The 22,731-nt window shown below is 29.6% G+C and carries 35 protein-coding genes and 1 CRISPR repeat array; of the genes, 1 reads left to right on the top strand and 34 read right to left on the bottom strand.

Annotated features, from left to right (window positions below):
• Positions 1-9: 9 nt before the first annotated feature.
• The 26 genes from KGF48_RS17585 to KGF48_RS17460 all read right to left on the bottom strand — a co-directional run bounded on the left by KGF48_RS17585 (position 10) and on the right by KGF48_RS17460 (position 18,118).
• A complete protein-coding gene (locus KGF48_RS17585) occupies positions 10-2,304 on the bottom strand; it encodes a tape measure protein (protein WP_227868370.1) in 2,295 nt (764 codons plus the stop codon).
• 70 nt (positions 2,305-2,374) lie between these two features.
• Complete coding sequence (locus KGF48_RS17580) at positions 2,375-2,944, bottom strand: zinc ribbon domain-containing protein (protein WP_227868369.1); 570 nt, start codon at positions 2,942-2,944, stop codon at positions 2,375-2,377.
• A gap of 128 nt (positions 2,945-3,072) precedes the next feature.
• Positions 3,073-3,561: a CRISPR direct-repeat array (repeat unit 29 nt; unit sequence ATTTACATACCACATAGTTAATATAAAAC).
• Between the two features lie 241 nt (positions 3,562-3,802).
• Positions 3,803-3,979: a hypothetical protein gene (locus KGF48_RS17575; protein ID WP_021394943.1), complete on the bottom strand. Its 177-nt coding sequence runs from the start codon at positions 3,977-3,979 to the stop codon at positions 3,803-3,805.
• A gap of 54 nt (positions 3,980-4,033) precedes the next feature.
• Positions 4,034-4,840 (bottom strand): BRO family protein, encoded by an 807-nt coding sequence (locus KGF48_RS17570; protein ID WP_227868368.1) that lies wholly within the window; start codon positions 4,838-4,840, stop codon positions 4,034-4,036.
• 125 nt (positions 4,841-4,965) lie between these two features.
• A complete protein-coding gene (locus KGF48_RS17565; protein ID WP_074140409.1) occupies positions 4,966-5,142 on the bottom strand; it encodes a ribbon-helix-helix protein, CopG family in 177 nt (58 codons plus the stop codon).
• A 461-nt stretch (positions 5,143-5,603) separates the two neighbouring features.
• On the bottom strand, positions 5,604-5,762 hold the full coding sequence (locus KGF48_RS17560; protein ID WP_032509732.1) for a type I toxin-antitoxin system toxin: 159 nt from the start codon (positions 5,760-5,762) through the stop codon (positions 5,604-5,606).
• 322 nt (positions 5,763-6,084) lie between these two features.
• Complete coding sequence (locus tag KGF48_RS17555) at positions 6,085-6,525, bottom strand: phage tail assembly chaperone (RefSeq protein ID WP_009901463.1); 441 nt, start codon at positions 6,523-6,525, stop codon at positions 6,085-6,087.
• 1 nt (position 6,526) lies between these two features.
• The gene (locus KGF48_RS17550; RefSeq protein WP_227868367.1) at positions 6,527-6,784 is read right to left on the bottom strand and encodes a hypothetical protein; all 258 of its coding nucleotides are present in this window, start codon (positions 6,782-6,784) and stop codon (positions 6,527-6,529) included.
• A gap of 52 nt (positions 6,785-6,836) precedes the next feature.
• Positions 6,837-7,313, bottom strand: a complete 477-nt coding sequence (locus KGF48_RS17545) for a phage tail tube protein (protein ID WP_009901461.1) — start codon at positions 7,311-7,313, stop codon at positions 6,837-6,839.
• An 18-nt stretch (positions 7,314-7,331) separates the two neighbouring features.
• Positions 7,332-8,642, bottom strand: a complete 1,311-nt coding sequence (locus KGF48_RS17540) for a phage tail sheath family protein (protein ID WP_227868366.1) — start codon at positions 8,640-8,642, stop codon at positions 7,332-7,334.
• The gene (locus KGF48_RS17535; RefSeq protein ID WP_077707460.1) at positions 8,643-8,825 is read right to left on the bottom strand and encodes a hypothetical protein; all 183 of its coding nucleotides are present in this window, start codon (positions 8,823-8,825) and stop codon (positions 8,643-8,645) included.
• Positions 8,815-9,255 carry a DUF6838 family protein gene (locus KGF48_RS17530; RefSeq protein ID WP_227868365.1) on the bottom strand — a complete coding sequence of 147 codons (441 nt, stop codon included), beginning with the start codon at positions 9,253-9,255 and terminating at the stop codon, positions 8,815-8,817. The genes KGF48_RS17535 and KGF48_RS17530 overlap by 11 nt, the downstream gene beginning before the upstream one ends.
• Complete coding sequence (locus KGF48_RS17525; RefSeq protein ID WP_227868364.1) at positions 9,248-9,679, bottom strand: HK97 gp10 family phage protein; 432 nt, start codon at positions 9,677-9,679, stop codon at positions 9,248-9,250. The genes KGF48_RS17530 and KGF48_RS17525 overlap by 8 nt, the downstream gene beginning before the upstream one ends.
• Positions 9,679-10,041 (bottom strand): hypothetical protein, encoded by a 363-nt coding sequence (locus KGF48_RS17520; RefSeq protein WP_227868363.1) that lies wholly within the window; start codon positions 10,039-10,041, stop codon positions 9,679-9,681. The genes KGF48_RS17525 and KGF48_RS17520 overlap by 1 nt, the downstream gene beginning before the upstream one ends.
• Positions 10,035-10,436, bottom strand: coding sequence for a hypothetical protein (locus KGF48_RS17515; protein ID WP_227868362.1), 402 nt, complete (start codon positions 10,434-10,436; stop codon positions 10,035-10,037). Before KGF48_RS17515 ends, KGF48_RS17520 begins: the two co-directional genes overlap by 7 nt.
• A gap of 9 nt (positions 10,437-10,445) precedes the next feature.
• A complete protein-coding gene (locus KGF48_RS17510) occupies positions 10,446-10,679 on the bottom strand; it encodes a hypothetical protein (protein ID WP_227868361.1) in 234 nt (77 codons plus the stop codon).
• Positions 10,680-10,697: 18 nt separating this feature from the next.
• Positions 10,698-11,591 (bottom strand): capsid protein, encoded by an 894-nt coding sequence (locus tag KGF48_RS17505; RefSeq protein ID WP_227868360.1) that lies wholly within the window; start codon positions 11,589-11,591, stop codon positions 10,698-10,700.
• Between the two features lie 17 nt (positions 11,592-11,608).
• A complete protein-coding gene (locus tag KGF48_RS17500; RefSeq protein WP_227868359.1) occupies positions 11,609-12,175 on the bottom strand; it encodes a phage scaffolding protein in 567 nt (188 codons plus the stop codon).
• A 45-nt stretch (positions 12,176-12,220) separates the two neighbouring features.
• Complete coding sequence (locus KGF48_RS17495) at positions 12,221-12,451, bottom strand: hypothetical protein (RefSeq protein WP_021366376.1); 231 nt, start codon at positions 12,449-12,451, stop codon at positions 12,221-12,223.
• A gap of 41 nt (positions 12,452-12,492) precedes the next feature.
• Entirely contained in the window at positions 12,493-12,687 is a 195-nt protein-coding gene (locus KGF48_RS17490) for a hypothetical protein (RefSeq protein WP_021379032.1), read from the bottom strand.
• A gap of 70 nt (positions 12,688-12,757) precedes the next feature.
• Positions 12,758-13,000, bottom strand: a complete 243-nt coding sequence (locus KGF48_RS17485) for a hypothetical protein (RefSeq protein ID WP_095904183.1) — start codon at positions 12,998-13,000, stop codon at positions 12,758-12,760.
• Positions 13,001-13,002: 2 nt separating this feature from the next.
• Positions 13,003-14,451, bottom strand: coding sequence for a minor capsid protein (locus KGF48_RS17480; RefSeq protein ID WP_227868358.1), 1,449 nt, complete (start codon positions 14,449-14,451; stop codon positions 13,003-13,005).
• On the bottom strand, positions 14,444-15,895 hold the full coding sequence (locus tag KGF48_RS17475) for a phage portal protein (RefSeq protein WP_227868357.1): 1,452 nt from the start codon (positions 15,893-15,895) through the stop codon (positions 14,444-14,446). The genes KGF48_RS17480 and KGF48_RS17475 overlap by 8 nt, the downstream gene beginning before the upstream one ends.
• Positions 15,896-15,900: 5 nt before the next feature.
• Positions 15,901-17,142 carry a PBSX family phage terminase large subunit gene (locus tag KGF48_RS17470; protein WP_227868356.1) on the bottom strand — a complete coding sequence of 414 codons (1,242 nt, stop codon included), beginning with the start codon at positions 17,140-17,142 and terminating at the stop codon, positions 15,901-15,903.
• Entirely contained in the window at positions 17,132-17,821 is a 690-nt protein-coding gene (terS, locus tag KGF48_RS17465; protein ID WP_227868355.1) for a phage terminase small subunit, read from the bottom strand. The genes KGF48_RS17470 and terS overlap by 11 nt, the downstream gene beginning before the upstream one ends.
• A gap of 69 nt (positions 17,822-17,890) precedes the next feature.
• A complete protein-coding gene (locus KGF48_RS17460; protein WP_009894744.1) occupies positions 17,891-18,118 on the bottom strand; it encodes a hypothetical protein in 228 nt (75 codons plus the stop codon).
• Between the two features lie 123 nt (positions 18,119-18,241).
• Here KGF48_RS17460 and KGF48_RS17455 point away from each other — a divergent pair, with 123 nt between their 5' ends.
• Positions 18,242-18,559, top strand: coding sequence for a hypothetical protein (locus tag KGF48_RS17455; RefSeq protein WP_227868354.1), 318 nt, complete (start codon positions 18,242-18,244; stop codon positions 18,557-18,559).
• Here KGF48_RS17455 and KGF48_RS17450 read toward each other — a convergent pair.
• From KGF48_RS17450 to KGF48_RS17415, 8 genes are all read right to left on the bottom strand, one after another.
• Positions 18,539-18,727, bottom strand: coding sequence for a hypothetical protein (locus KGF48_RS17450; RefSeq protein WP_227868353.1), 189 nt, complete (start codon positions 18,725-18,727; stop codon positions 18,539-18,541). The genes KGF48_RS17455 and KGF48_RS17450 overlap by 21 nt on opposite strands.
• A 58-nt stretch (positions 18,728-18,785) precedes the next feature.
• Complete coding sequence (locus KGF48_RS17445) at positions 18,786-19,463, bottom strand: Bro-N domain-containing protein (protein ID WP_227868352.1); 678 nt, start codon at positions 19,461-19,463, stop codon at positions 18,786-18,788.
• Positions 19,464-19,585: 122 nt separating this feature from the next.
• Positions 19,586-19,783, bottom strand: a complete 198-nt coding sequence (locus KGF48_RS17440) for a hypothetical protein (RefSeq protein WP_227868351.1) — start codon at positions 19,781-19,783, stop codon at positions 19,586-19,588.
• Between the two features lie 587 nt (positions 19,784-20,370).
• Positions 20,371-20,853 (bottom strand): hypothetical protein, encoded by a 483-nt coding sequence (locus tag KGF48_RS17435; protein ID WP_227868350.1) that lies wholly within the window; start codon positions 20,851-20,853, stop codon positions 20,371-20,373.
• A 103-nt stretch (positions 20,854-20,956) separates the two neighbouring features.
• Positions 20,957-21,688, bottom strand: a complete 732-nt coding sequence (locus KGF48_RS17430; protein ID WP_227868349.1) for an antA/AntB antirepressor family protein — start codon at positions 21,686-21,688, stop codon at positions 20,957-20,959.
• A gap of 62 nt (positions 21,689-21,750) precedes the next feature.
• The gene (locus tag KGF48_RS17425; protein WP_227868348.1) at positions 21,751-22,158 is read right to left on the bottom strand and encodes a RusA family crossover junction endodeoxyribonuclease; all 408 of its coding nucleotides are present in this window, start codon (positions 22,156-22,158) and stop codon (positions 21,751-21,753) included.
• A 128-nt stretch (positions 22,159-22,286) separates the two neighbouring features.
• A complete protein-coding gene (locus KGF48_RS17420) occupies positions 22,287-22,526 on the bottom strand; it encodes a hypothetical protein (RefSeq protein WP_162274273.1) in 240 nt (79 codons plus the stop codon).
• 13 nt (positions 22,527-22,539) lie between these two features.
• Positions 22,540-22,731 (bottom strand): hypothetical protein (locus KGF48_RS17415; RefSeq protein ID WP_227868347.1); only part of this gene is annotated, 192 nt, incomplete at its 5' end.

Genomic DNA, 22,731 nt, shown 5'->3' with positions numbered 1-22,731 from the left:
AAACACCTCCTAAACTATTCCTTCTGCTGATACAACCATTGCATCATTTAATTTTTCAGTTAGTACATTAACTATTCCATCTAAGTCAGTATCTCTACTTATATTGTTTGTGTTATTCATATCAATTTTTATGTTTACTCCTGTAAATCGATTGATTGTTTCTTGCTCTGCAATGTCTCTAAGATATTTTAAGTCTTCTTGGCTTTTATCCATTGTTTTAGCCATTTTAGCTGTATTTCCCGCAGTGTCTTTTGCTCCTTTTGCTGCATCGCCCAAAGGTGAGTTTAATCCAGCTGAACCCAATCCATCACCAAGTCCGTATTTTTTATCCCATAAATCGTCTAATCCTAAATCTTTTTTTGCCTTTTCTGCTATTTTGCTAATATCGAATTTATCTTTTATGTTAGTTTCTAGTTTATCTCCCCATTTATAGCCTGCATCCCAAGCTTTACCATAGTTAAATCTATCAAAATGCAGTTTATTAGGGTCCATTCTTTCAACTTTTATTTTAGCTTCTCCTGCGACTTTATCTGTCCACCCTTGTAATTTATCTTGCCAACCACTCACTGCATTTGCTAGATTTGAGCCAAATATGGTATCTATTGCAGATGCTATACTTCTTAATATACCTAATACCGCATCAGCCATTCTAGATACCGCCCTTATGACAGAGCCAATCGGGTCGTCTAAAAAATTAGCAAAGAACTCTGCAAAGTTTGCTAAACTATTATAAATTAAAGCTACAATATCTATAATTAAGTTCCCTGTTGCAATAAATAAGTTTCCTACAAAAGCAGCCGCAACTGATATTGCACCTGCAACTACACCTATCGCAGATACACTTGTTTTTGCAAAATGATTGAATATTGCTACCCCAACGAATATCGCTGCTATTACTAAGGCTACTGCTGCTACAACCATAACTATTGTGGTAATTAAAAGTAACATTGAACCACTTAGTGCATCTGTTGATATTTTTGCAGCTATATTCATCATTATATTAGTTAATAACGAACCATTTAGCAAATTAGTCCAAAATGTCTGTAAAGCTATCCACCCTACCTGAATAGCTGTAACTAAAGCACCTGCTATGACAGCTGTTTTATATAAGCCCCACAAAACGATGCTCGTTATCAAAATAGGTTGTATTATACTCCAACCTTGTGAAATAAAATTAATAACACTTCCTAATACTGTTAATAGCCACCCAAATCCTTGAGCAATTAAACTGATTCCGACAATCATCATATTTGCAAAACCTTGAAATGTTGGACTGCTCAGCAAATCAATAAACCCATTAAAGACACTATATCCAACAGCTCCCAAGACATACAACGAATCTGTTACATTAACTATGAAGGTTCGAAATCCTCCGCTTGAAACTGTATCCTCAATCTTTTTTTGTATCGCTCCAAATATCATTATTGCGTTATTCTTAATTGATGTAAAGATTTGACCTATTGTAAGTGGCATTTTTTCAAATTGAGCATTTGTTTCTGCTGATGCTGCAAGCAGAGAATTTTTTACAATATCTGCTGTCAACATTCCCTCGCTTGCCATTCCTCGAATCTTTCCTATGTCCACATCTAAATAATCCGCAATACTTTTGATGATATTAGGTGCTGACTCAAATACAGCGTTTAACTCTTCTCCTCTAAGTACACCACTCCCTAGCCCTTGCGTTAACTGCAATAATGCTGAACTCATTTCTTGTGTACTAGCTCCTGCTATTATAAATTTTTTATTCAATTGTTCAGCAAAGCTTACTATTTCTCTAGTACTAGAAAATGCACTCCCTGCATTCATACCTATACGGCTTACTATCTGTGCTGTGTCTAGATAGGATGCTCTTGACCTTTCAGCACTTTGAAATATCATCTTATTAAGCCCACTATCTGATAATTGACCGTCATTTATCATGTTCAATCTAGCATTCGTACTGGTCATCTGGTCACTTAAATTTGCTAACCCTCCTATCGTCTTTAAGCCCATATAAGCTCCAGCAATCTTTTTAACACTTCCAAGTAAATTATTTGTAGAACTTGCTCCTTTATTGATATCATCATTAAACTTTCTTTGTTGTTCATCTGCTTTTCCTATGCTTTGTTCTATTCTAGTAAGAATGCTTTCTATGTTATTCAAACTTTGTTGAGATGTCTGTATTCCACCTGTATTGAGTGGATTATTCAATCTACCTTGTAGTCTTTCTAGACTATTAATTGTCGTATTAATAGATGCTGTCATATTCCTAAAGGCAGGTGTCATTCCATCAAAAATACGGATAGATGTTTGTATTGTAGCCATTTCTTCACTCTCCTTTCTTAAATTTTCACATAAAAAACACCTACCTAAGTAAGTGTTTTATTTTTAGTATCTATTTTTTACCTGCCCAAAACTGTTTCCCACAGTTCAAGCATGTAACTCTAACTTTCTTTGCTCCTATGTTTCCTGCTACGAAACCAATGCCTCCTGCTATAGTAGCTCCTGTTATAGCTTTTCCTATGCCAAAACCTTTTTTATGTGCTGTCAAAGAAGTTGAGCCACACTTAGGGCAACGAGCTATTTTTTCTTTTTCTATTTTTTCCTCTTTAGCTCTTCTAATTTTAGATATATCATCTTCTTTTTTTCTTTTTTCTTCAAGTATGTCAGAATTTTCATTATAATACTTTCGATATGGTTCTTCAAGTATTTTTCTACAGTCTTCTAAATCTATTCCAGTTAATTCCTTCAACCTTCTAATAGAAGATGCTTTTATAAAACTTGTTTCTTGCATTACATGTTGTAAATCAACACCTTTTAAATCATATTCTTTTTCTTCAGTCATACTCTCGCCTGCATTTTTTATATCAAATATTTTTGTCCCACATTGACTGCAAAATTTACTTTCTTTCAGACATTTCGCCCCACACCCACTACAAAATATATATTCTAATGTATCATTCATAGTACAATGTCCCCCTACATAATTTTATAAGATTATTATACTATATAAGTAAAATTTTTACATCATAATCACCTCCTTTCAATTAAAAAAGCACTTACTCATTTGTAAGTGTTTTTGAATTATTTTTAATTTTAAGTCCACATAGTTAATATAAAACCTGTTTTAAACTTTATTAAAAACAACTGGAAAAATATATTTACATACCACATAGTTAATATAAAACTGGTCTTTAGTTTTTCCCATTGCATCAGCTATTTTAGATTTACATACCACATAGTTAATATAAAACTTTTTAATATAAAAACACCTAGATTTTGTTCTCAAAAATTTACATACCACATAGTTAATATAAAACACAATAGTGGCAATGTTACTTTTGCGGTAGATAGTAAATTTACATACCACATAGTTAATATAAAACGAAAGCAATTTTCATGCAAATTTATATATTCTTCTTTATTTACATACCACATAGTTAATATAAAACTTTTTTATAGATACAGCAACTTGGGGGCTTGATGATATTTACATACCACATAGTTAATATAAAACAATTAAAGGTCTTGATTTTGAAAATTTCGGTTATGTATTTACATACCACATAGTTAATATAAAACCCCAAAATAAATTGTGTATTTCCAAGACTTACACACATATAACTTTCTCAATTTGCAGTGAGCGACAAATAGTGCAATTGATAACACTTATCAAACCTTCTCAATGCCTTGTATTCCAATTGTTAAACTATATTTGAGTAGAAAAATCGAACACTGCAAAACTCTTACCTATATTATACCATTTTTTACCATATAAAGCACTTGAAACATCATAATATCCAAGTGCTTTATCTATATTATTTTACTTATTTTCTCTCTCTTGTTGTTCTCTAAGAATACCTCTCAATATCTCTGTATATTCATAAAACTTTTCTTTGTTGTCCTGTTCCAACTTATATAATAGTATAGCAAACTTTATAAAATCTTTTCTCTCTTTATCAGTTTTTAGATTGTAATCATCAAGTAAACTTTTACACATTGTATTAATCCCCCTCAAAACTAAACTAAAATATATTATTTAATACAATAGAATTTACTCAATTTTATAAACTACATGAAAATTCTTCTTCTCACCTGCAATCTTAGTAGGTCTATTATTTTCCTCTATCCAATTTCTTATTTTATCTATTACACTTTCTGTATACTTTGTTGTAGTTCCATTCCAATTATCTTTATTTGCTAATACTATGAGTTTCTCTTCTTCTTTAATATCTAATTTTTTAATAATCTCACAAACTGCCACAAAAGCAGGATTATTTGTTTTAGAATACATATTTAATTTAGTTGCAATTTGTTTTGTATCAAAGAAATGTTCTTTTTCTTCAATCTCCAAAGGTAACTCTATTCCTGCCTTTTTGTAGATAGTCTTTGCTGTAAGTAACTTTACTTTTTCATCTATTCCAGCATTATCAAGAAAAGGTGTTAGTATTTCTATAGTCTTGTTAACTGTATCTAGACTTTCTATTTCATTTGCCTTGTCTCTTAATGCTTGAGGGTCAGCGTTATTTGTTATGTATGCACCATGTTGTCGAATAGCTGGTAAAACTTCTTTTGTAACCCAATTCTTAAAATTTTTAGCTGTCTCTAACTTGCTCCCAAATATCAGAGAATAAAGTCCACTTTCATTGGTTATTTTCATATTTCTATTTTGGCTGCCGTCGTGAATCACGACCTCAGCTATATCATCATTATCAATGTGAGTTTTTAAAGCTTCTCTTGTATTAGAATATCCCAAAGCTTCTGCTATATCTTTACCAACAAACCAAATTTCATTATCAATATCAACTGTTCTTATCTCTCCAAAATCTTCACTTTTAAATATTTGTAAATCATTCATCATACATACTCCTCCTAAATTTAATTTGAAAGAAGTTTCTCTATATGATAAAATATTTCATATAGAAGATTACTTCTTATGGTTTAAATAGAGTGTTCAAACTTGGTCGGGCGAACACTCTATTTTTGTTATTTTTTTAGGTCATCATATATTTTGTCTATACCTTTTCTTATTATTTCAGAACGATTACTATCTAATAAATTCACACATTCATCTAACTTATCAATAGTATCTTTGTCAGCTCTTACTCTAATCATAGTATCTTTTATGTTTTCAGTTGGACGACCCATCTTTTTTTGTGGCATCTATTTCACCTCACTTTTGTTGCTACAAATATATTATAGTTTATGTAGCAACAAAAGTCAATAACTTATCCCAATTTTTTCTAATTATTTCACTCAACCGACCATTTTGAGCAAAACAAAAGCACCTACCAAAAAGTAAGTGCTTTCTTTTCTTTATTTAATTTTGATGCTAAATATTTAATATAATACTAGTAATATAGTTTGAGTTTTAACCACGTTCCCAAAACAGGAATATGCTATCATTTCAAATATTTTATATAAGTAAAAAAATATCTACTCATTTATAGATACCTTGCAAATTAATAGTTTTATAATAAAGTTTTTATTATTTGTTATAAAAAATTCATCTTTTTATTGACTATAAAAAATATTATATGCAATATTTTTTCTAATTTGTGGTATAATAAAAGCAAGAAGAACTACAATCTATTTATGGTAGAGTGGAGTTCGTAATTTGAAAATTACTTAGTTTTATGGAATCTGATTTTTAAATCAAATTCCCAACCACTCTTAGTGCCAGCTTTGAGTGGTTTTTTACGTTTTTTAAGTAAATTACTAACTAGACAAACTATTAAACTAACAGATAGCCTTTCTAGTACATTTTGTAAAAAATTATCCATACGTACTCACCTCCCTTATCAATGTTGGGAGGATAATCTTTTGTATGAACTCCACTCTATAAATTGTAGATTACATCTTCTTGCTACAATTATTATAACATATAATTCTTACATATTTTACCTATATTTTATCTTCTTCTACTTCTTCTAGCTTCTTTAGCAGTCTTTTTTTCTTCTTTTATTTCTTCTTCTACTTTAATATCTATAGAAGCAGCAACAAAAGCCCTCTCGTAGTCTGGTAAATCTGTATATTCATGTGGTTTCCATTTGAATTTATGAAGGCAATAATGAGCTACACTAGCATCATAATCGCCTCCTTCAATTAGTTTTTTGCTTCTTCTACTTTATCTTCAAAAGTTCTATCAAAACCATTTACCTCTCCTACCTCACTTGAAAGGTCTGTATATTCGCCAGGAGTCAACATTGTTGTTAATAACTCCTCTGCACCCATTACACCATAACTATTTTGTAATTCTGCATCATGTAAATCCGGAAATACTATAGTTTCCACACATAATTTCAAAGTGTAAGTATTAAAATCTGTTTCACTAGTGTATTGTCCTGTTGCTTTTCCTTTTTTGCCTATAACAGGAACTCTGATAGCAGAATTTTTTCTCAACTGTCTATCTCTGTCTGAATCTATTGCTTTAAGTTCCCACTCTATTGGTTTCCCATCTTCACCTATAAACCTTTCACTTGCCACATACTTTCTATTCTCTACTTTTATTGCATTTTGACTTAAAAAAGCGTTTAAATCTCCCATATTATTCTACCTCCATAATTAAATATTTTGTTTCTTTTTCTATTGTTGCAATACCATCTTCATTTATTTGAATTTTTATTGTAATTGGTTTTAATGATGAACCTTCAATTGTATCAAGTGCCAGCTTATCGGCAATATCAACTAAAAATAGACCTGCTTTTCTATACATTTCTCCTACACATTCTTCTATAGGTCTTTTCTTACTGTAATCAAAAGAAATTGAATCTTTTATCTCATATTTATCCTTAATTTTAACCATCTCCTATTCTTATAAATAAAAAATACACATTTATGATTTATAGATGTGTATTTTACTCCATACCATTTGCTATATTGAACTTCTCGACTATTCTCCAATTCTCAAAAGTAAAATCTACATCCTCATCCAAATATTCTCCATCAGCGTCAAATTTAGCAATTATACCTGAATCTAGGTTACAATCTTCAAGTATTATAGTTTGACGACCTACTGAACTTGTTGGGTCTTCGTTAGTAATTTGCATATCAAAGTAAATATCCTCGCCTGTTTCTTTATATTCATATAACAACTCTCTAAAAATAGAAGTATTATAATAAAAGGTAGCACTCCCTGAAAATTTACTTCCTGTACTTTTATTTCCTTTTGTAATGCTACCTAAAATTGGCATCTCACTTTTATTTTTTTCCATCTTAGCTTCTAAGTTAATAGCTTGCATAAAATTATATCTTTTGCCTTTTATTGTTACAAAACATTCAGCTTTAGAACCACTTATTGCATCTCTAACATTCATAGTAATATTTTTAGACATCTATATCACTCTCCTTTCTTAACTAACTGAAACAGTCATATAAAGCTTACTCATAGCACTAATAACCTTAACAGCATCACTTACTACAACAGTCTTCTTGTCGCTTCCAGGTTCTACAGAAACATCATCAGCTTTGAAATCTTCTATTGCTCTCATATTTTGCAGTTGTTCATGATGCTTAACTACATCATTCCAAAACGAGATACGACCAGATTTATCATTTGGTACTTCACCCAAGTACTTTGTATTAAATAAAGTCGCTATATCATTAGCAATCTGGTCAAGTACTCTAACAGATTGATTGCTTGAAAAATCATCATTTTTATCATCTGTAAATGATACAAAAGTATTTATATCCTCTAACACATGAACTTCATCTCCCACCTTGTGGAATATAAATTTACCAGTTTTTAAAGCTTCTTCAAGTTGTATTTGAGTATAATTAACATCAACATCAAACTCACCATCATACTTCTTATTTGTATTAGATTTATTTATGTCACATCCTGCTATAGCTCCAGTAGTCCAATAAACTAAACTAGATTCTAATAACCCAGTATCTTTAATCTTATTTTCTACAGATACTACACCTTCATAATCTGCATCATTTTTCTTATATAAAACAGTTTGAAACTTAGCTCCTACTTTATCTCTCATTCTTTTAGTAAACTCTACAAATAAACTTTTAATTTCTGCTGTTGTAGCCAAACAGCCTAGTGCATTAAATGAGTAACTTTCTATTTTATCCAAGAAAGCTTGATACTCTGCTCCTGTCACAGCTTCGCCATTAGTTCCACCAGTAAATACAAGTCCTGCACTTGCTTCTAGTGTTGTATCCTTCTTCCAAGTAATATAGTCATTGTCCTGTAAGTCTGTAATAACTTTTGCTATTTGGGTATCTACTTTCTTATTATCCAAAAGTGTTACAACATCAAACTTAGTGTTATCATCAATGTTTGTTGTAACTACTATCTTCAAATCATTACCTCTTATTCCACTATATTTAGCAGTAGCAATAGTGCAACTAGCTTTAACACCTTTATTTAATTTATAAAAATAACCTAATCTTATGTTTTTAAATAAATCTCTCAAACCTTTCAATTTTTCATGAGTGTAATTATATCCAAAGAACTTTGTTGAATATTTCTCAAAATCATCACTGGTTACTTGAAATACTTCTTCATCAATACCCCAATCAAGTTCAAGTGGCATTGCTACAATACCTCTATCAGATAATGAACTAGTTGCCCTCTTAGCTGAGATAAAATTTATATAAGCACCTGGAAGTATTTTATTCTGTGTTACAAATGTTCCTCCACCTAAAGCCATCTAACTCACTCCTTTCATAAATTTATTTATCATATCCTCTACCTCTGAGAAGGAATACAATTCATCTTCTTTTAAAATTGCATTTAACAAGTCTTTTCTATTTACATACTTCTTAGAATTAACTATCTGCTCTTTAGTAAACTTATAGTCATTAGATTTTTTATCTAAATCATTAGTTTTCAATACTATCACCTCTCTTTAATCCACCAAATAACTCTACTGTATCCATCTTATCTGTACTATTACTTTTCATAGTGAAATAATTGTAATCAACGAAGAAATGAAGTACATTATCTATAATTTCATAGTTCATATTTGTACCTCTAACTAAATCTTCGTTCACGTTTATATACTCTAATTCCTCTAGTAACATTTCAGCTATCTCATTTATTTCAAATGCCTTATTATCACTTTTAGGAAAATAGTGTACATCAAAAGAATTTTTCTTTAACTCTCTAGCATTTGGATATAATACTTTACTCGAATTTATAGGAACAATAAAAAAACAAGGTTCATTTATACCTTGTTCCACATCTTCACTGTAAATTGTATATTTTTCTCCAAACGATTTATCTAATTTTACTGATATTCCATCAATTATATTATTAAGCATCAAATACCTTCTTTAATAAAATCATTAATTTTTTCTCTATTATTGCATCTGCTTCTTCTCTTAATTCCATTACTGAAATAGTCATCATATATTTTCCTTTAACAAAGCCTTTGTGATTTCTAGTTCTGTGACCAAACTCTACATAACTTGCATAGGGAGTTGGGTTAATAACTTCTATAACATAATTATCTCCAACTTTAGTAACAGGAAGTTTCCTAGCATAAGCTATCCCACCCCAACCTTCTTTTAAGGTTCCAGTCTTTTTTGGTGTACGTCCACGCTTCCTAGCTTTACGAACAAGTCTTGCAGCTAATTCTCTTGCACAATCTTTTAAAAATTTATCAAGTTGACTGTTTTCTAATCTTTGTAATTTCCTTTGCAACTTCTTTAGTTCTTTAAAATCAACACTTCCACCTCTACCCATTACGCTTTATCCTCTAGTAATTCTAAGACAACTTCTTGATGGTTTGGGTATATAGCAGATTCTCCACTTCTTATATATTCTTTTGTAATATTATTTTGAGTAGTTATAATAAGTTTTGAACCTGCTTTAATGTTTATGTTTGGAGATATAAAGAGTTTAATAGTTTGCTCTAGCTTAGCTACTTTTCCATCTGTAGCTGATGTAATATTTTTATATGAAAGTTTACATGGTTGATTTTCTAATACAATCACTTCTTTATTGTTAGTTCGTTTTGTTACAGGGTCTTTAATTGGCTGATACTCAACTATAGTACATTTATCTCTATATAGCATTTCTATTGCTTTTCTAGTTTTACTTACCATCTTAAGCACCTAAAAGTTAATATTTTATTCTTACCATAAGTTAAAAGATAATTTACAAGAGTGTCAAAGCGTTGTTCTGGTGTTTGAGAGCCACTTCCTATAGCAAAATCTACCTTTGTATCACCTTCTGATATAGACTTTTCTACAGCTTCAAAATTAAGACTTTCTATATCTAATTGCCCCATATTTTTCTTGGTAAATAAGAACTCTCCAACTATCATATCAACTTCAATTTCTTTCAATTCAATTGGCATAGTTTTTATATTACAATCTAGTTTAATAATATTTTCTATTTTTTCTCTTACAAAACCTATTAACCACTTATCCCCATCTTTTAATATATATTCAAAACTTTCAAGTCTTTTTTCTATATCATCAATCAGATTATTTTCCATAATTTTCACCTACTTTTTAGTAAGTTTATTTTTCTCTTTAAGCTGCTTATTTTCTTCTTCTAAAGACTCAACTTTTGACCTTAAAATATTATTTTCAGCTATTAAATCTTTTACATTTAATGACTTGCCATACTTTACTACCTTACCAGTTTCATCTATCAAATCATATCCCATCTCTAAGAAATCATCTATTTTACACTCTTCTATAGTTAATATTCTATTTAATTTCTTTACTTGTGGCATTATATATCACTCCCTTTTCTACGCTTCAACAACAAATTGTACAGCATCAGCTTTTTTATTTAGTATAAATACATCCTCAAAACTTTCTTCAAAGTATAAGTATTTTCCCTCTGTAACTGCTCTTGGCTCGTCTAGAGTAGCGAATTGATAAGAAACTGGTGTAATTACTGCAGATGGATGAACTAAAGACATAAATATTTGCTTAGCTCCTGCACCTGCTTTCCATCCAGTAGTAAAGTCATATACTGTTTTCATAAGATTAGATGGTACTTTAACTATTTTAACTGAATCAATATCAGTTGTTTGTCTATTTAAAGATGTTCCTCCATCTTTTATATTTACGGTTCTTTGTATCTCTTTTGCATTCTTAATTAAAGTATCAACTCCTGGTGTAACATATAATATTCTTCCAACAGCAGGTACTCTAGCTTCTGTCATTTTTTCCATTAACTTATCAAATACCTCTAAAATATTTGCTGTTGTAAGAACTGTTGTGTCTGCTGTGTTACCTAGTGCTGTCCAGTCAGCATATATTTTAGATATGCAGTAAGCATCCATTTCAGGGAATTTTTGTTCCTCATTGTATACCTTTGTTATATTACCTATTGAAGCCACATAATTAGTTTGGTCAATATCTGCTGGATGAACTAATGTTGACCATTTTCTTTGATTTGTTAGTACTTTAGGTTCCCAAGCATTATCATAATTTCTTTGAGCTGCTGTTATTGTGTCTCTGTTTGAATCAACCCTTCCAGTTGTGCTTATAGTTGGTATTTCTATTGTTTTAGAACCAGTCCATCTATATCTACCATTATTTTCTGTAGCATATAATTCTCCAAAATGTAGTACATATGGATAAGCCTGTGCTAGAGCTTGTGAGTATTCCTTTGCATATTCTAATGGTTGTGCCATATTCTTATTCCTCCTAGTTATTGTTTATTATTTTCATGTGGTTTTACACCATTGAAGTTAAATTTAAATCCAGTTGATTCTAACTTTGCATCTCCTGGTGTTATATTGTCTACTTTAGGCTCTCCACCTTCTAATGTTGCATTAAACAAATAGTCTTTATCTTGTTTTAGAGGGTTTATTTGCTCTTCAAAAGCTTTTTGTCTATCTTTACTATTTCTTAGTGCTTCCATGTCTAAATGAGCTTTTAGCGCTATTTCATCCCTACATTTAACAGACTTAAAAGCATCATTTAACCAGTAATTAAAGTCCTTTTCTTCAATTTCTTTTTTGTAGGTTTCTTCCAAAGTTTTCTTATCAGTTTCATAAGTTGTTTTTAGATTCTCTACATCTTCTTTTGTCATACCTCCTTCAAACTTTTTAATAGTTTCATTAGCTGTATTAAGTTGTGTTTCAATATTTGTATACTCTTCTTGAGTAACTGTAGTCTCTTTTATTTTCTTTTCTATAGATTTTTGAAGAGAAACTACATCAATCTTGTTATCTTCTATTTTTATTCCTTCTAGCAATTCTTTTAACCAATCCATTTTTAATATCTCCTTTCCTTTTTTTACAAAATAAAAAAGCCCTATCTAGGACTTACTAAAACCAATATTATTATTCTCATTGCAATTATTTATTGATATAGCTTCTATTTGTGATAAATCTATTACGGTTGTTCCATCTTCATCTAAATACCCTTTCAAATACCTACAATCTGAGTCAACTTCAATAAAATCTTGCATTAACTTATCAGCAACATCTTCATCTACTATTCCAGATATGCTATTGCCACTTTTAAACCAAATTATATACTCTTTCAATAAAATAAGCCTCCTTAAATTTTTATTTAATAAAAAACTTCTTATAGACTTTTATCTAATGATTTATTTAATTCTTCTCTTACTCTCTTTAAAATTTCATCAGAAACTTTATCTATATTAGCTTTATTTTCTTTTTTTAATTTATTACAAAGAATACCTACATTAAGATTAGCAATACAATTAATAACGATTTGTACTACACAAACTACAACTATAACTTGAGTTAATATACACATTAAAATCACCCTCTCAATAAATTTTTACATAATAAAAGCACCTACTAATATATTATTTAGCAAGTGCTTTCTAATACCAATAAGATGTTTTCTCATCTGGATAATTATTTTCTTCTATAAATTTACGTATCATACAGTAAACATGAGACATATAAAAATGATTCCCTTCACTGTCTCTTTCTGCTATTTTTACTATATCAAAAGATTTATCTTTAGTATAAAGTATAACTTCTCCAAACTCTCCATCTTCTTCTGGTTGATAAAAATAAGATACTTTATCATCTTTTATATAATTTTTCTTTATAAGTACCATGTTTATCCCTCCCTCAAAGCTTTTTCATAATCATATTTTCTCACAACTAAACCATGAGCTTTCTTATAATCATAATTATATCTATCCATAAGAAACTTTTCTAATCTCTCATGTTTTAATAATATTATATCACATTTTCTTATATCTTTTCCCTCAATTAATCTTTGCCAAGAGATAGCCATATCATAACTAGGGTCAAAACTTTTATATCCGCCATATAAATTATATTTATTCATAAATACATGGCTTTTTATATCTTGTATTACTTTTTCACTATAGCCTGTATTTTTAGCTATAGCTTTAATATCACTGGTTCTTTTTCTTATTTCTTCATAATATAAATTAGCATGTTTTTCTTCTCTTAGATATATTTCTAGGTCCTTTAGTCTTTTTCTGCTTATTGCTCCACTTGAGAAACTATCTTTTACATACTTCGAATACCACTCATTATACTTTATTGATGCTGGAACATAATAAGTCTCACTATCTTCTTCTCTTGCTGCCCTATAACTTTCCTCACCATCAAAATATGGCACTACTACACATCTACATCTAGGATGAAATGGCGGAGCTGTAATTCCTATTTCATAATACTTCATCTCAATTACTTTACCATCAAGAGGACTACACCTTTTCTCACAAACCCTACTATCTGATGCACTTACTATTTCATATTTCTCAACACCTAGACTATTAAAACAATCCCTTTGACTTAATGAACTAAAAAAGGCAAGCTCAGATTTTACTAATAACTTAGCTTCTTCTTTGCTTGTATTAAAATTTTTATTAATTTTATTTATTAAGTCTCCAGGAGATACTCCATTAATTAAAGTTTGTTTTAATCCTTTGTTAAGTTCGCTTATTAACCTTGGTCTATGCTTATTCCAAATTCTATTACCAAATGTTATTCCATCAGTAGTCCAAGGATTGCTAACTATTTTATTAATCTTATTTAGGCTAATCATGGCTATCGCCAACCCAATACCAATACCTTTTTGAGCTTCAAAAGCAGTATGATAGTAACTATCTTTATAGGTATTTGTTATAAGTGTATTTACATCCTCATATTCTTTTGAGTATAATACCTCAACTTGATGCCTTATCTTTAACTCTAATGCTTTTAGTCTGCTTATACGAACTCTTTTAACTGCACTTTCTAGTTCTTTCATCCACTTTTGACTAATTACATTTTCTTCTCCATACTTTATATATTCTTCTAATAATAATTTAAGTTCAGCTAATTCCTTTGGATTTAATAACTTTTCAGCTTCTTGCATACTTATTTTATTATCCTTAGCAAATTTCATATACCAATTATTTATTTCTCTAAGAATGTTGTAAAGTACTATATCATATTGCTTTTCTAATTCCTTGTTAAAGGTATCACCTTTATTATGAACATCTTCTTCTAACTGATTAAATGTCTTTATCCAGTAATCTATATTATTCATCTAAAGGCTCACCTTCTTCAGTTTTCTTTTTAGTTGGAAAAGCATCTTCATATTCTTTAATACTTTCTTCTTTCTGTTTTTTAAGTCTATCAAGTTCGTCGTTAACATCTTCAACCCATGGGTGATTACTAACAATAGTTTCATCTGATACAATTCCAGTTGATTTAGCTGCCATATCTATCTTTTCAGCTTCATTTATTATCATAGAGTGATTAAAAGTAATTTGAACTGTTTTATAATCATAGCTTTTACTACCACTTATCTTTAAATACTCACACACAAACCATAAAAGCTCTCTAATTGCTTTTTTAAACTTCTTTTCAGTTTTAGAACATTTTAAATCAAGTAGTGAGTATAAAAATTTAAGTGCTACACCTGATTTGTCACCTGTATTTTGAGATTCTGGATTAACTCCTTGACCAAAGATAATTATATTCTTTTCCAATCTATCAAGAAGCTCCTTTTTAGCTTCAATCGGTATGCTTATTTCTAATTTATCAACTCCACCTCCATCATCTACTTTAACCGATTTATAGTATCTTATATTATCTATAAACTCCTGTAGACTTGTGCCTGGATACTCTTTTAATACATAAATAAACTCTTGTATCTCATCTAAATTATCTGCTAGTGTAGAGATATTATTGTCATATATATCTATCAATGATTTATAGAAAGTTAAATCTGATACGCATTTTTCATTATTTTTAAAAGGTATAAATGGAACTTTACCCCATCCTTGCTCTTTATTATTTACTTTGAAATGTCCTTCCTGTATATCTGTTAATTTTCCAAATTCATCATACAAAAGTTCTTGAACAAAACTATTACCTCTTTCAATAAAGTAAGTTACATCATTTTCTGTGTAGTACTCAACTCTTTTTATTTTATTTCCATCTATATCTTCAATATAATAAAACCTAATAAATGCAACTAATTCCCTCTGTCTTTTACTATCCCAAATAGGAATTGCTTCTTCAGCTGGAATTATTACATATTTAAACTCACCTTTTCTATTAATATATGGATGTAACCATTCAACCCCTTTATTACTAGCATTGAGATATAGTTCTGTTATTGTATCGTCAAATTCTTCTCCTAGTAAGTCATTTAAAAGCTTAGTAAAATCATTATCATCTGCATTAAATACGATTGGATTTCCAACGCTATATCCCACCTTCTGGTCAACTAAAAGCTTATGATAATTATTAACTGCTTTATTATTAACCTTAGTAAAATCATCAACCTTAGCTCCATCTAAGAGATAATATCTTCTCTTATTGTTTACATCAGTATTACCATAATAGTATTCTTCTCCTTGTTTGTATTTCTCTGGTCTATGCTTTAAGATGTAGTGTTCTATTACTTTTACTAGGTTAAAGGTACTCTCTTTTTTTAACTGAACTTTTATTAAATCTGTTTCACTTATATAAATATTTAACACCTCCTTTACTTTAAGAAGCTTATTCCATTATTTTTAAGCTTATTATCTATAGAATATCTAAGAGCAGCCATTGCATCATCCATAAACTCAACTGGTTCATCAAGATATAATCCAGTTCTTTCGTCTTGTTTCCATTTCCATTGTTGTATTTCTTTTATGGTATTAGTGCAACTAGGATGTACATGTATTCTTAATTGTTTCAAATAATCTATTTGAGCTTTAACACTTCCTGGTCCTTTTTTAACTCCTTTAGCTTTATATCCTGCACTCTTCCACATCTTAATTCTATCTGGTTCAGCACTATCACAGTACATAAATATATTCTTTTCTAAACCTCTACTATTTGCAATCTTTATGATTTCTGAGGTATCCATTTCATGCACATATATTTCATTACATATATATAGTTCTCCATCCTTAAAGCCAATTCTAAGTACTACATTTGCATGGTTAAATCCAAAGTCTTGTGATAACCTCATATTATCAAAATACTCAAATTCTGTAGGAAACTCATGTATAACATAGTTTTTAAGTATTGCTCCACCAGTTTCTCCCCATTCTCCAAGTCCATAGACTTTATATCCTTCTGGGTCTTGCTCTTTTCTCATTTGCATTCTTCTATAGTAAGCTTCATCTATAAATCTATTTTGTAGATAAGTACTATGATGAGTAAATATATCATCATTTTTATAGTCAAAATACTTTCTTTTTATCCAATGAGTAGCTGAGACTGGATTAAATGTAAATGTCATTTGATAGTACAGGTTAGGGTTAGTTAAAATACCTCTCAAACGGTCATCTAGTATGTCTATATCACTTTCCATAAGTTCTGTAGCTTCTTCACACCATACCCATGTTAATTTTCCTTTCGAGAAGTTAATTGATTTTAATTTTTCTCTTTGTTTTGCATCATTAACTCCTCTGAAAATTATAGAGTTACCAGTAACTTTACTCTTAATTTCTAAAGGATTTAAAGTAGTTTTCCAATACTTATCAGCTTGTTTACCATAAATACGATTTATAGCTCCTGTAAGCTCTGCATACGTTGAATACTTATGTGTAGCTTCTGACTTTCTAACTACTAATAGATTAGCTCCTTGATACTTCTTATCTCCTAACTTTAGTATATAGTCTTGTGCTACATTAATAGATTTTCCACTCCCTGCTGAACCTTTCATTGCTCTATATCTTTTTTTAGTAAAATTAGCTTCCTTGAAATCTGGATTAAAATCTATTCTAACTATCATTTCTATCACCATAATCTACACTTATTTTCAACTCATCATCTCCAATATCATCTTTACTTAGGTTATCAACTTCACATTTCAACTTCTCAACTCTTGTTTTCTGCTCCTCTGTAGCCAAATTCCAATCCTTATGAATCATTTCATCATACTGTTTAATTAAACTTCTAAGTTCACTCATTGCTCTACTCTGTGCATTAAGAAAAGATGCTTGCCTATCCCATGCAAATTGAAATTCATACTCTATCTTCTCACCATTTTCTGTACTTTCATGTTTCTTTAATTCCTTAATCATCTCTTCCTTGTCTCTAACATACATTATCTTTTGTGCTCTTATTATTGCTGCATATTGAATTGTTATCTGTTCCCAAAGAATATCAAATTTATCTTTTATAGATATTTCTTGTATTAATTCTCTAGTTTCTTCAGGTAAGTATTTTGAGAAGAAACCAAACTTTTCAGCATTTTTATTTCCAGGAGGACCAGTAGCATTTTTATTACCTATAGGAGCACCTCTCTTTTTGGTTGCAACTTTTTTTGGTTGGTTGCAACCTTTTTGTTTCCAGTATCTAGTTGCCCATGATTTCACAGTCGATAAACTTACATTATGTTTTTCAGCAATTTCCTTGTACTTAAGCCCTTTTAAGTAATCTTCATGGGCTAAATCTGCCTTTTCATTCATACCACCACCTCGTTTGTTTGTCGTTTTGGGAATAAAAAAAGAACCTCATAATTGAGATTCTTTTTTTGTTTACTCTACTTTAAGATTCAATTCAAATTCAGTCCCACATTCTAAACATTTAACTTTACCATCTTCTAGTATTTCAAATTCAGATATTTTTTCGCATATTTTACATTTTTCTTTGAACTTATTTCCAACATTTTGTGATGTAAATATAGTAGGGTTATTTTCAACTTCTTTTTTTAAATCATCAATAACACTGTCAAAATTCAAATTACCACTTATCTCAAATCCCACATAATCACCTCCTTATAGTATAGTAAATTCTATGTTATTATACAATATCCTTCAACAATCGTTCGACAATAGCAGAATTCACCACAATTTTATGCTAATATTCTATTGAAAGGAAGTGTTCTTATGAGTAAGAATATTAACATTAGAAATTTAAAGCAATTTCAAAAGAAAATTGAAAGAATGGAACAAAATTTAAAACCTGACTTTGATAAGATTCGTACAATAATTCTTAGCAAGAAATTTATGAACCAACACACTAATTTTGATTCTTTTGATGAACTACTTGCATTTGGTAATTACATAGTCAATTCAGAAGAATACTTTTTAGCTATTCCTGATAATGAATTTGATTTATTTATAGTTAAAAATACTGATTTCCCAGATTGGCAAACCATGCTTGATTCAGCATATTCAAAATATTTAGAGTCTTGCCTTAGATAAAACATCTAGACAACTTTCAAAATGTTTATCTAATTCTTTTATGATTTTCCTAGATTCCTTTATAAACTCAGCCATATAACACACACCACTTGCAGGTATCTTGAATTCAGAATCTAGGGAATTTTTTCTTTCTGATACTACATCTTGTGTGTTTTTCTTAATCTCCATAATTTCATTCTCCTTTTAATTTATTGTATAAAAAAAGACCCTCAATCAAGACAGTCATTTAAATCATTTCTATTAACTCTTTAATCTTTTTATATACCTCTTTATAATTCATATCTTTATCTATTAACTTAGGTAACTTCATAGATATAATTCTTTCGAGTGCTTGTATATCAAACAGTTCGCTTTGATTTAACTCATCTCTTTTCACACCTTTTGGAATACCTAATTTTTTTCTTACAAGTTCAGTAAAATGTTTATAATACATCTGAGGTTTATTACTTCCGTGGCTAGTAGCATAGTAAACAAACTCTTGTATTTCATCTGTAAAATCTTTTCTTACTTTTTTGCCTTCTGTTCTTATGTCCAACCATTCTTGGTCTTTTTCTGTAGCAATGTAATAACCATGTATTCTAATTTGTTTAAGTACTTTTGTAACCCATTTCGTAAATAGTTTTGCTTCTGCTTTATTACTTCTAAATGACATATTGTACACAGCTTCTTCTGTAACAAAAGTAGTACCGAAGTTAGGCAATTTATCTTTAAAGTTTCTAGTGTAGGAATCTCCGACAGTAGACTCATTAAATTTCTTTTTATATTCTCTATCTATATTTCTTAATGTGTCACGAATATTTACTATGCCTAGTTCCTCTCCTACGTCATTTGCATTAAACCAAACTTCTTCTCCATTTTTGGACCACATTACTTTTACATTTTTATCTTGTAAAATTTTCAACATACTACTACCTCCTAAATTATTTATTAATAAAGGGGTGCTCAAATTGAACACCCTTATTTTCTGTTATCGGAATTACTGATATCTAAAACTTATTAAATTTTTGCATAAAAAAGACCTAGAAATTAATCCAAGTCTTTATTTTCCATATTTACTATATAATTTGCCATAAGAACTACTCCCCTTATCAATAACTCTTCACTAATAGCACTTTTCCCTATAAAACTCTCAACATATTTAACTCCATAACTTAAAAATTCATCATCTGCATCTATATTAAATTCATTTAGTTCTTTTATTATCTTTTCTCTTAAATCATCCATATTTTTATTCTCCTTTTTTAAAAATAAAAGACTAAGCTTGCCCTTGCTTAGTCTTTTATAATGGGGAGGTACATATATTATGTCGCAAGTTCCAGGAATTGAACCTAGATTAAACCACTACTTGCATGGTGAGCGAGGTTACCAAGCCCCACTCGATTTTTAGACTTCTGAATTAAGATACAAAATTGTATGAGATTTTAATCTCAATTCATATACTATTTTTAGCGTATCCGTAGGTTAATTGAAATAGAAAAAAACTAAAGATTGAACATAGTTAGAATTGAACTAACAGCGTCCTCACGCCCTGCCTAGTCTGTTCACATAAAAGACTTTCTGTCGCTGACATCTAAGCCTTTTATAATAATAGAGCGTGCAATTTTGGCATCCTTTTTTATCTATAACATATTCGCAAATATATTATTACTTTCTCTATTATTGGATAGTGGCTAGGGCAATCCCTTAACCCTAGCCTAGTATATATTTAGTTTTGAGAGGGAAATCTTTATTTCCACAATATTATTATCTCACATAATTGGCAATAAAAAGTCTCACGATAGTCTCCAAAAAGTCTCAAAATAGTCTCATTTTTAAGCTTTCCATGAAAAAATGGGTAATTCAAACTCTTTTATTTTTGGATATAACATATCCATAATCTTACAAACTATCCTTTTTCTAATCCTAAAACAGTGACTTCTATCTATGTGCATAGCATTAGACATATAATCCATGTTTATCTTTTCATTGTTCATATACATTTCATTAAAGAACTCTGTTTCAAAACCATTTAGACTTGTTAATGCACATTCTATAGTTTCTTTTTCAATCTCTAATGTTTTCTTATCTTCTTTCAATCTATTTAAGTCTTCTTCTCTCTTAATAACTTCATTTTCAACACTTGAACTTATATTATAGGTAGGTCCTGTTTTTTCTTCATAACTTTGAGCCTTGCATCCACAAAATTCGTTTTCTAATTTTTTAATATATATATCTTTTATTTTTATTTGACTTTCTAGTTTTTTATAGTTATATAATCTACCTTCAACCTCTTGAAATAGTGTCTTTTTATTCATACTTCCACACTCCTATCAATTATTTGTGTTATAATATTTATTAAGGATAATAATTCTATATTTTTGACAAGTGGAGTGTGAAAGCACTCCTTTTTCCTTTTAATTAACAGAAATTATCTTTTTCAAAGAAACTAATCTGATTTGTCTTTCTTTCGGACTTTATAATTCTAATTGATTCATCTATAATGTTTAGGGATTTTAATAACACATCTTTTGGTATGTCTTCCCACTTATCAGCTCCAAGAATTAATAAAGTTCTCTTTTTAACTAAATCAAACTCCTCATTAGCTCTAGGAATGTCTAATCTATCTTTTATGTAGCTTGAAATGTCATACTTAGTTTTACTTGTAGGTCTATAGTATTGTGAGGATTCCTTTTTAAATTGTTCTATTTGTGCATCATGTTTGGTTTGCATTTCATATAATGCGTTACTTACAATATCATTAATTTGATTTAACTGTGTTTTTGTAAGATTGTTTGATACTTTGTATTTTTCTTCTACTGCAATTAGATATTTTCTATAATTTTTAGAATTTCTTTTAAGTTCTTTATTTGCTCTTGGACTTGCTCCTGCTACTAAACAAATTTCTTTTGCTATTTCTAATTTCAAAGTATACTCTATTAGAATCTGACGCTCCCTTTTAAAAGGGATTGTGAAATAATCTTTATTTTCAATGGCATCAACACTTTTTAGGTTTGTTTTTATCCAATCTGAAAAATCCTGTTTAACACCTAATCCTTCCCAAAGTTCCCTACCATCTACAACTTTTATATCTTCATCTGTTGTATATACTTTTATAATCCCTTCATTCTCGATTAATTTTAAATCATTCATACTTATAATCCTCCTCCAAATTATTTTTATCTAATGATTTGATAAATGGATTTTTCCGTTGTTCAACTAATATCTTCTAATATAACCTCAACTCTTGGCTTATCACTATAGTATTTACTAGCTACAACCTCAACAATCTGTGTATCATCCTTATAAGCTATCTCATTGAGTGAGTCAGCTATAATCTTGACTACATTGTCAATGTCGGGTTTTTTACTGGGTCTTAACACATTATTTCTTTTCTGCTCTTTAACCTTTTTACTATTACTTTTAGCTATAGAATAATAACATCTTAAAGTCATTTTTATATAACCTTCAAAGTAATGTTTAACTTTTGATTGATATAGCCATTTTATTAATTCCTCATAGTCCTTAGTCTTATTAGGTGTATAGGTCCTTTTAGTTATAGAGTTCATTCTAGGTCTTTCTTTACCAACCGGTTCTCCATCTATTACAAGAAAAACTTTCATTTTTTCACCTTCTTAGCCTTTTTCCTACATTCTTTACAACAATAAACATCCTTAGATTTTTCATCAAGATAAAATAATTTACCACACCAATTACATCTTCTTCTTTTCACAGAATCACTTCCCTTGATTTACTCAACTACTCTCATATTCACTTTTCCATTTTTAAAAAGCTTTATTTGATATTTTTTTCCACAATGGGGACAAGTAACTATCATTTTTTTAAACTTAGCTAATGTATAGAAATTCCTACCACATCCACCAAAACATTTACCTCCATTAAATATTTTAAATTCTCCATAGTCTCTATCTAACTCATCTGCTTCATCTCTATGTTCATTAACTATATATTTATATATCAGAGTATTCATTAAAAACACCTACCTAATCTATTTCGATTTCGACTATAGCTCTACTTAAAAGCTTCACATTATAATTTTCTTTGATACTTTCTTCATTTTCTTTAAAAGCTCTTGCTTCTTCTAAATCAGTAAATATAGAGCTGTATATGTTCCCTTTTTCCCATTCTCTTGTTGTCTGCCAAGTCACTTTGAACTCTGTAATAACTATATTGAC

Source organism: Clostridioides sp. ZZV15-6388 (genome assembly GCF_020657755.1).
Lineage (GTDB): Bacteria > Bacillota > Clostridia > Peptostreptococcales > Peptostreptococcaceae > Clostridioides.
Note: the sequence above shows the minus strand (reverse complement) of the source record. Positions and strands in the feature narration are given on the sequence as shown.